The sequence below is a fragment of the Bradyrhizobium acaciae genome, assembly GCF_020889785.1.
Taxonomy (GTDB): Bacteria; Pseudomonadota; Alphaproteobacteria; order Rhizobiales; family Xanthobacteraceae; genus Bradyrhizobium; species Bradyrhizobium acaciae.
On record NZ_JACMYK010000222.1, the window covers coordinates 1 to 7783 of the forward strand.

Below are 7783 nucleotides of genomic sequence, written 5' to 3' on the forward strand. Positions count from 1 at the left end.
CTCCTGGGCACGCTGCCAGCACACCATGGTGCGGCGGGCGAGCGCCTGGACTTCGACGAACAGCTCGCTCCGCACCGGCACCGCCATTTCGGCAGCGGCAGTCGGCGTCGGCGCGCGCTTGTCGGCGACGAAGTCGATCAACGTGATGTCGGTCTCGTGGCCGACCGCCGATATCAGCGGGATGTGGCTCTCGGATGCGGCGCGGACCACGATCTCCTCGTTGAAGGACCACAGGTCCTCCAGCGAGCCGCCGCCGCGCGCGACGATCAACAGATCCGGCCGCGGGATCCTTCCACCCTCCGGCAGCGCGTTGAAGCCGCGGATCGCGGCCGCGACCTGCTCGGCCGAGCCGTCACCCTGCACCTTGACCGGCCAGACCAGCACGCGGCGGGGGAAGCGGTCCTCCAGCCGATGCAGGATGTCGCGGATCACGGCACCGGTCGGCGAGGTCACGACGCCGATCACCTCCGGCAGCCAGGGCAGCAGCTGCTTGCGGGCCTCGTCGAACAGGCCCTCGGCTGCGAGCTTCTTCTTGCGCTCCTCCATCAGCGCCATCAGCGCGCCGACGCCGGCCGGCTCCAGCGAATCGATGACGATCTGGTACTTGGACGAGTTCGGATAGGTGGTCAGCTTGCCGGTGGCGATGACCTCGAGGCCCTCTTGCGGCTTGAAGCGCATCCGGGCATGGGCGAATTTCCAGATCACCGCCTCGATCTTGGCGCTCTCGTCCTTCAGGGCGAAATAGCAATGGCCGGAGGAGTGGGGCCCGCGAAAGCCGGAGATCTCGCCGCGGACGCGGACATGGCCGAACCGGTCCTCCACCGTCCGCTTCAGGGCGGACGAGAGTTCCGAGACGGTGAATTCGGGCGCGTTGACGAGACTAGGCGCGGCAGCAGTCATTTGCAGGTGATTCGGCTGTTTGTGAGCTTCACCGCAACGTAGGGACTTTTGCCCGCCATCGCCAATGCGCGGGCTTGTTTGTCCATATACTCTGTGATACAGAGTTCTCTGTGTGAGATGATGGCGACCTGGCTGGAGGGCATGACCGATGATCCCGCAGTTGACGTTGGCGAGTTTCGTCCATTCCGCGGCAGGTGCGGTCCACGCCGTCGTGGCGATCCTGTGCATCGGTGTCGGACTGATCCAGTTCCTGCGCCCAAAGCGCGGCGCGGGCCACCGGGCGCGCGGCTATTTCTACGTCTACGCCATGCTGATCGCCGACGGGACCGCGATGCTGGTCTACCGGTTCACGGGCGCTCTCAACCTGTTCCATGTCGGCGCGATCGTGAACTTCGCCTGCATCGTGGCGGCGGTTGTTCCGCTGCTGCGTAGCCCGCGCCCGGCGAACTGGCGACTGAAACACTATTATTTCATCTCGTGGTCCTACGTGTCGCTGATGTCGGCGGCAGCAACGGAAATCACGGCGCGCCTGCTGCCGCTGACGACGCGCGGGCAGGTCGGGCTGCTGGCATTGGTGCTGTCGATCATGACCATGACGATCGCCTATGTCCTGATCGGCAAATATCGCCCGCCGGCGGAGGCGCCGCTGGTGTCCGTCAATCTCGTCGAGCAGAGTGGAATGCCGTCATGATCGACAGCCAGCAGGCCAGCGCGGCACTGAACGACATCAACGAAATCGTGCATCGCCTCCGCCAATCGCAGATCTACCAGATCGCCAGCCTGATCATCATCATGTGGGGCGTATTGGTATTCGCGGGCTACATCGCCAACTACACATGGCCACCGCAGGGCTATGCGATCTGGGCCGTCATCGATCTCGTCGGAATCGCAGGCTCGATCGGAATTGCTGCGTTCAGCAGCGTCGGTCCGGGGGCGGGCGCCTTCGCCATCCGATTGTTGATGGCGTTCCTGCTGTTCATCGCATTCGGCATTTTCTGCTCGGTGGTGTTGGGCCATTACGGACCGCGCCAGATGCTGGTGTTCTGGCCGGTCTTCACGATGCTGTTCTACGCGCTCGCCGGGCTGTGGTTCGGCTATGCCTTCATCGTGATCGCGCTCGGCAGCAGTGCACTGATCGTGATCGGCTATTTCTACGCCGGCCCGGCCCTGCTGCTGTGGATGGCAGCGGTGCATGGCGGCGCGCTGGTGCTCGGCGGCCTCTGGATGCGCCGGATCTGACGCGATGGCCGAGCTCGACGAGATCATCCACCAGCCGCTGCGGCTGCGGATCATGGCGGCGCTCAATGCGCTGCCGGTTTCGACCGGGCTCGAATTCGCCCGGCTGAAGAAGCTGACGGGCGCCACCGACGGCAATCTCGGCGCCCATATCGAGACGCTGGCCCGGGCCGGCTATGTCGCGGTCGACAAGGCCTTCGTCGGCAAGAAGCCGCAGACCACCGTGACCGCGACCGCGGCCGGCCGTGGCGCCTTCGCCCGCCATGTCGCGACCTTGCAGGAGATCATCGTCGGCAAGCAGCCGTGAGGCCGGAATGACGGGGGAATCGGCCCCGTCGCCCCTTGCAGGCCGGCGGGGATTCGTGCGACCGACACAGCTCTTGCACCCTTTTTGAGCCCGTCTCTGATGAACATCCTCCTGCTCGGTTCCGGCGGCCGCGAACATGCGCTGGCGTGGAAGATCGCCGCGTCCCCGCTGGTGACGAAACTCTGGTGCGCGCCGGGCAATGCCGGGATCGCGCGCGAGGCCGAATGCATCGCACTTGATGTCGCCGATCATCCGGCCGTGATCGAGTTCTGCCGGCGCAACGCCGTCGATCTGGTGGTGGTCGGCCCGGAGACGCCGCTGGCCGCCGGCATCGTCGATGACCTCGCCGCTGATGGCATCAAGGCCTTCGGGCCGAGCAGGCAGGCTGCGCAGCTCGAGGGTTCGAAAGGCTTCACGAAGGACCTCTGCAGCGAGTTCGACATTCCGACCGGCGCCTATCGCCGCTTCGACAACGCAAGGGACGCCGTGGCCTATGTCCGCGCCCAGGGCGCGCCGATCGTGGTCAAGGCCGACGGGCTCGCGGCCGGCAAGGGCGTCGTGGTCGCGCAGACGCTGTCTGAGGCTGAAGCCGCCATTGCGATGATGTTCGAGGGCGCCTTCGGCTCGGCCGGCGCCGAGGTCGTGATCGAGGAGTTCTTGTCTGGTCGCGAGATCAGCTTCTTCGCGCTCTGCGACGGCGAGACTGCGATCCCGCTTGCGACCGCGCAGGACCACAAGCGGGTGTTCGATCACGACAAGGGGCCGAACACCGGCGGCATGGGCGCCTATTCGCCGACGCCGTTCGTGACGCCTGAAATCCACGACCAGATCATGGCGCGGATCATCCTGCCGACGGTGGCCGGAATGAAGAGCCGCGGCACGCCGTTCAAGGGCGTGCTCTATGCCGGCGTGATGCTGACCGCGCAGGGCCCAAAGCTGTTCGAATACAATGTCCGCTTCGGCGATCCCGAGTGCCAGGTGCTGATGCTGCGGATGATGTCGGACATCGTGCCGGCGCTGCTCGCCTCGATCGACGGGCAGTTGAAGAACTTTGATCTCCGCTGGTATCCGGACCCGGCGCTGACCGTGGTGATGGCGGCCAAGGGCTATCCCGGCGACTACATCAAGGGGGCGCGGATCGATGGGCTCGATGATGCCGCCAAGGTCGAGGGCGTCGAGATCTTCCACGCCGGCACGGTGGCCAAGGATGGCGCAATCCTCGCCAACGGAGGTCGCGTGCTGAACGTCTGCGCGATGGGCAAGACGGTCACCGAGGCGCGCGACCGCGCCTATCAGGCGGTCGATCGGATCAAATGGCCGGAGGGGTTCTGCCGTCGCGACATCGCCTGGCAGGCGGTGGAGGCGGAGAAGGGTTGATCGATCCGGCCTCAGCGGCGACAATGGCTCGCCCCGGGGCCTTCGAATGACCGATTTCAGACTGCCCGAGACACACTACGCGCAAAGCGCCGACGCGAGCATCGCCTATCAGGTGATGGGCGATGGTCCTGTCGACATCATCCTTGTCCCCGGTCTGTTTTCGCACATCGAGTTCATGCACGAGATGCCCGGCTACACCGCCGTGCTGCGCCGCCTCTCGCGCTTCGCCCGGGTCGTGACCTTCGACAAACGCGGACAGGGATTGTCGGATCGGATGACCGGCGCGCCCTCCCTCGAGCAACGCATGGACGACGTCCGGGCCATCATGGACGCTATCGGCTCCGCTAAGGCGGTGTTGTTCGGCTTCTCCGAGGGCTGTCCGATGAGTGTGCTGTTTGCAGCGACCTATCCGGACCGCGTTTCGCATCTCGTTCTGCTCGGCAGCTTTGCCCGCTCCAAGGATCGCCTGCCGGACGACGTGTGGCAGCTGCGCTGCGACGAGATCGTGCAGAACTGGGGTTCTGGCGACACGGTCAAGACTGTCGCGCCGAGCCAGGCAACAAATGCGGAATTGATCGCGCAGATCGCGAAATTCGAGCGGCTGTCGAGCAGTCCGGGAGCGTTACGGACGCTGCTCGTTCTCAATCGCGCGCTCGACGTCACGACGATCCTGCCGATGCTCCAGACTCCGACGCTTGTCCTGCATCGGGCCGGCGATGCCCGCGTTCCCGTGGCGCTCGGCCGTGCTGTCGCGCGCTCGATCCCCGGTGCCAAATACGTGGAATATCCGGGTGGCGATCACTACTATTGGATCGGCGAGACCGAGGCGATGCTCGGCGATATCGAGGAATTCGTCACCGGCCATCGCGATGATGGTGATGCCGAGCTCGACCGTGTGCTTGCGACCGTGCTGTTCACCGATATCGTCGATTCGACCCGCAGCGCCGCCGCGATGGGTGATCATCGTTGGCGACGTCTGCTCGACGATCACGATCAACTCGCGCAGCAGATGATCGGCCGCCATCGCGGCCATCTGGTGAAGAGCACTGGCGACGGTATTCTGGCGACCTTCGACGGTCCCTGCCGCGCCGTACGCTGTGCGCTGGCGTTTGGCTCGGCCGCGCGGCAGATCGGCCTGCCGGTGCGAGCGGGCCTGCACACCGGCGAGATCGAGGTGAGGGGGGCGGATATCGGCGGCATAGCGGTACACGCCGCGGCGCGCGTGATGTCGCAGTGCGGCTCGAACGAGGTGCTGGTGTCGCGCGTGGTGACCGATCTGGTCGCGGGCGCCGGGTTGAAATTCGCCGACCGCGGCGCGTTCGAGCTAAAGGGACTGCCCGGGACATGGGAGCTGTTTGCGGCGAGCGGCTAGAGCATGATCCGGAAAAGTGTGAAGCGGTTTTCCCGCGACAAAACGCGAAGCGTTTTGCGCTGAGATCATGCTCAAACAAGGAGCCAAAGCGCGATGATGATTCAACCCAATCTGTCATTCCGGACGGCGCGCCTCCCGCGTCGTCCGGAATCTCGATGTTGCGGGCACCATCGTCCCTCATTGTGAGATTCCGGGTTCGGCGCGTTGCGCCGCCCGGAATGACGGAAAGTTACAGCAAATCGCCACCGGCCGCTGACGCCGTGGTGCCGTGCTCGCGGAACGCCTTGATGACGTTCTTGCCGATCTTCCACTTGTGCACTTCATCCGGGCCGTCGACCAGCCGCTGCGAGCGCACCTGGGTGTACCATTTCGCCAGCGGCGTATCCTGGCTGAAGCCGAGCGCGCCGTGGAGCTGGATCGCGGTGTCGATCACCTTGTGCACCATGTGGGCGTGGAAGATCTTGGCGATCGAATTCTCCTGGCGGATGTCGAGGCCCTTCTCCGCCTTGTAGGCGATGTGCAGCAGCATCAGCCGGCCGATGTAAAGCTCGCTCGCGCAGTCGGCGAGCATGAACTGCACCGCCTGACGGTCGGCCAGCAACTGGCCGAAGGTCGAGCGCTTGGTGACGTGGGCTGCCGCCATGTCGAGCGCGCGCTGCGCCTTGGCGACGTTGTGCATGCCGTGGCGCAGCCGGCCGTAGGCGAGGCGATGCTGGCCCATGTTGAAGCCGTTGCCCTCGCCGCCGAGCAGATTGTCGGCGGGCACCTTCAGATCCCTGATCTCGATCTCGGAGTGGCCGCCGTGGATCACGTCGTCGTGCGGACCCTCGATCGCCATGTTGGCGACGTTGCGCTTGATGCGGTAGCCGGGATTGGGCAGCTCGACGATGAAGGTCGAATACTGCTTGTGGCGCGGTGCGTTCGGATCGGTCTTCGCCATGACAAGCGCGAGGTCGGCGACGCTCGCCGACGAGGAGAACCATTTCTCGCCGTTGAGGATGTAGTTCTCGTTGCCGTCCTTCACCGCCGTGGTCTGCATGCCCGTGGCGTCGGCGCCGGCGGCCTTCTCGGTCATCGAGAAGCAGATCCGCTTCTCGCCGTTCAAGAGGGGCTTGAGGAATTTCTCCTTCTGGTACTCGGTGCCGTGCGCCAGGATCGTCATCATCGAGGCGTCGTCGGGCCCCTGCGTGTTCATCGACAGCGCGCCGAGCATGCTCTCGCCGAGCTCCATCTGCACCAGCGCATTGGCGAGCGGGCCGAGGCCCATACCGCCATACTCCTTCGGCACGAAGGGGCACCACAGGCCCTGCGCGCGGGCCTTCTTCCGCAGCGGGGCCAGCACCTCGGCAAGCGGCTTGGTGTCGAGTTCCTTTTCCGCCGGAATGCACTCGTCGTGGACGAACTTGCGCACCTTCTCGCGGATCGCCTTGGCCTCGGCGGGAATCTCGAAATCGATCGACATGGCACTTCCTCGTTTCGTGTTGTTGTTGGCAGGACCTCAGGATGGCATAAACCAGCCCAGCGGCAACGCCGAACAAAGTTTGAAGCACGGCGCACGCGACCGGGAGGAGCCTCCGATGCCTGATCTCGCTGATCTTTTTCCCGGCTATGAGTCGAAATGGATCAACACCTCGCAGGGCCGCATCTTCGCCCGCGTCGGCGGCAAGGGCCCGCCATTGCTGCTGCTGCACGGCTTCTCGTCGACGCATGTGATGTGGCACACGGTCGCGCCCAAACTCGACGACAAGTTCACGCTCGTCATCGCCGACCTGCCGGGCTACGGCTGGTCCGACATGCCCGACAGCGACAAGGACCATACGCCCTACACCAAGCGGGTCTGGGCGAAGACCATGGTCGAAATGATGGAGCAGCTCGGTCATGTGCATTTCGCGCTCGCCGGTCACGATCGCGGCGGCCGGGTGTCGTATCGGCTCGCGCTCGATCATCCCGGACGGCTGTCGAAGCTCGCGGTGCTCGATATCGCGCCGACTTATGACTATTGGCAGAAGCTCAATCGGCTCTCGGCGCTGAAGATCTATCATTGGGCGTTCCTGGCGCAGCCCTATCCGCTGCCGGAGACGCTGATCTCCAACAACGGCGAATTCTTCCTCAAGGAGAAGATGGCGAGCCAGACCAGGACCAAGACGCTGGAGGCGATCGATCCGCGCGCGCTCGCGCATTACCTGGCGCCGTTCCGCGATCCCGCACGCATCCACGCGATGTGCGAGGACTACCGCGCCGGGGCCTATGCCGACTACGAGATCGACAAGGCCGATGTCGATGCCGGCAACAAGATCACGATCCCGATGCTGGCGCTGTGGGGCGACGCCGGCGTTGCCAGCGCGGCAACGACCCCGCTCGACACCTGGAAGAACTGGGCCACCAATGTCAGCGGCGCGCCGGTGCCGTCGGGGCATTTCCTGCCCGAGGAGGCGCCCGATGTGACCGCGAAACTGCTGCGGGAGTTTTTCCTGGCGGGGTAGCTGAACCTAGCCCCGTCATCCTGAGGTGCGAGCCTTGCGGCGCAATTGCGCCGCTGGGCGAGCCTCGAAGGATGCCCGGCCCGGCCGGTGGCCGTCGATCCTTCGAGG

Annotated in this window: 8 protein-coding genes; 6 read left to right on the plus strand and 2 right to left on the minus strand. The window is 65.0% G+C overall.

From position 1 onward, the window contains the following. Positions 1-900 (minus strand): exodeoxyribonuclease VII large subunit (gene xseA / locus H8A92_RS38605; protein ID WP_229200515.1); only part of this gene is annotated, 900 nt, incomplete at its 3' end. 148 nt (positions 901-1048) lie between these two features. On the opposite strand from xseA, the gene H8A92_RS38610 reads away from it, so the two are divergent. The 5 genes from H8A92_RS38610 to H8A92_RS38630 all read left to right on the plus strand — a co-directional run bounded on the left by H8A92_RS38610 (position 1049) and on the right by H8A92_RS38630 (position 5192). Continuing rightward, on the plus strand, positions 1049-1591 hold the full coding sequence (locus H8A92_RS38610; protein WP_229200516.1) for a DUF2306 domain-containing protein: 543 nt from the start codon (positions 1049-1051) through the stop codon (positions 1589-1591). After that, positions 1588-2139, plus strand: a complete 552-nt coding sequence (locus H8A92_RS38615) for a hypothetical protein (protein WP_229200517.1) — start codon at positions 1588-1590, stop codon at positions 2137-2139. The genes H8A92_RS38610 and H8A92_RS38615 overlap by 4 nt, the downstream gene beginning before the upstream one ends. 4 nt (positions 2140-2143) lie before the next feature. Then, entirely contained in the window at positions 2144-2443 is a 300-nt protein-coding gene (locus H8A92_RS38620; protein ID WP_229200518.1) for a winged helix-turn-helix domain-containing protein, read from the plus strand. Positions 2444-2542: 99 nt separating this feature from the next. After that, a complete protein-coding gene (gene purD, locus H8A92_RS38625) occupies positions 2543-3820 on the plus strand; it encodes a phosphoribosylamine--glycine ligase (RefSeq protein ID WP_229200519.1) in 1278 nt (425 codons plus the stop codon). 46 nt (positions 3821-3866) lie between these two features. Then, positions 3867-5192 (plus strand): adenylate/guanylate cyclase domain-containing protein, encoded by a 1326-nt coding sequence (locus tag H8A92_RS38630; RefSeq protein ID WP_229200520.1) that lies wholly within the window; start codon positions 3867-3869, stop codon positions 5190-5192. Positions 5193-5421: 229 nt separating this feature from the next. On the opposite strand, the gene H8A92_RS38635 is transcribed toward H8A92_RS38630, so the two are convergent. Then, positions 5422-6654: an acyl-CoA dehydrogenase family protein gene (locus H8A92_RS38635; protein WP_229200521.1), complete on the minus strand. Its 1233-nt coding sequence runs from the start codon at positions 6652-6654 to the stop codon at positions 5422-5424. A 115-nt stretch (positions 6655-6769) separates the two neighbouring features. Here H8A92_RS38635 and H8A92_RS38640 point away from each other — a divergent pair, with 115 nt between their 5' ends. Next, positions 6770-7675, plus strand: a complete 906-nt coding sequence (locus H8A92_RS38640; RefSeq protein ID WP_229200522.1) for an alpha/beta fold hydrolase — start codon at positions 6770-6772, stop codon at positions 7673-7675. Positions 7676-7783: the final 108 nt, after the last annotated feature.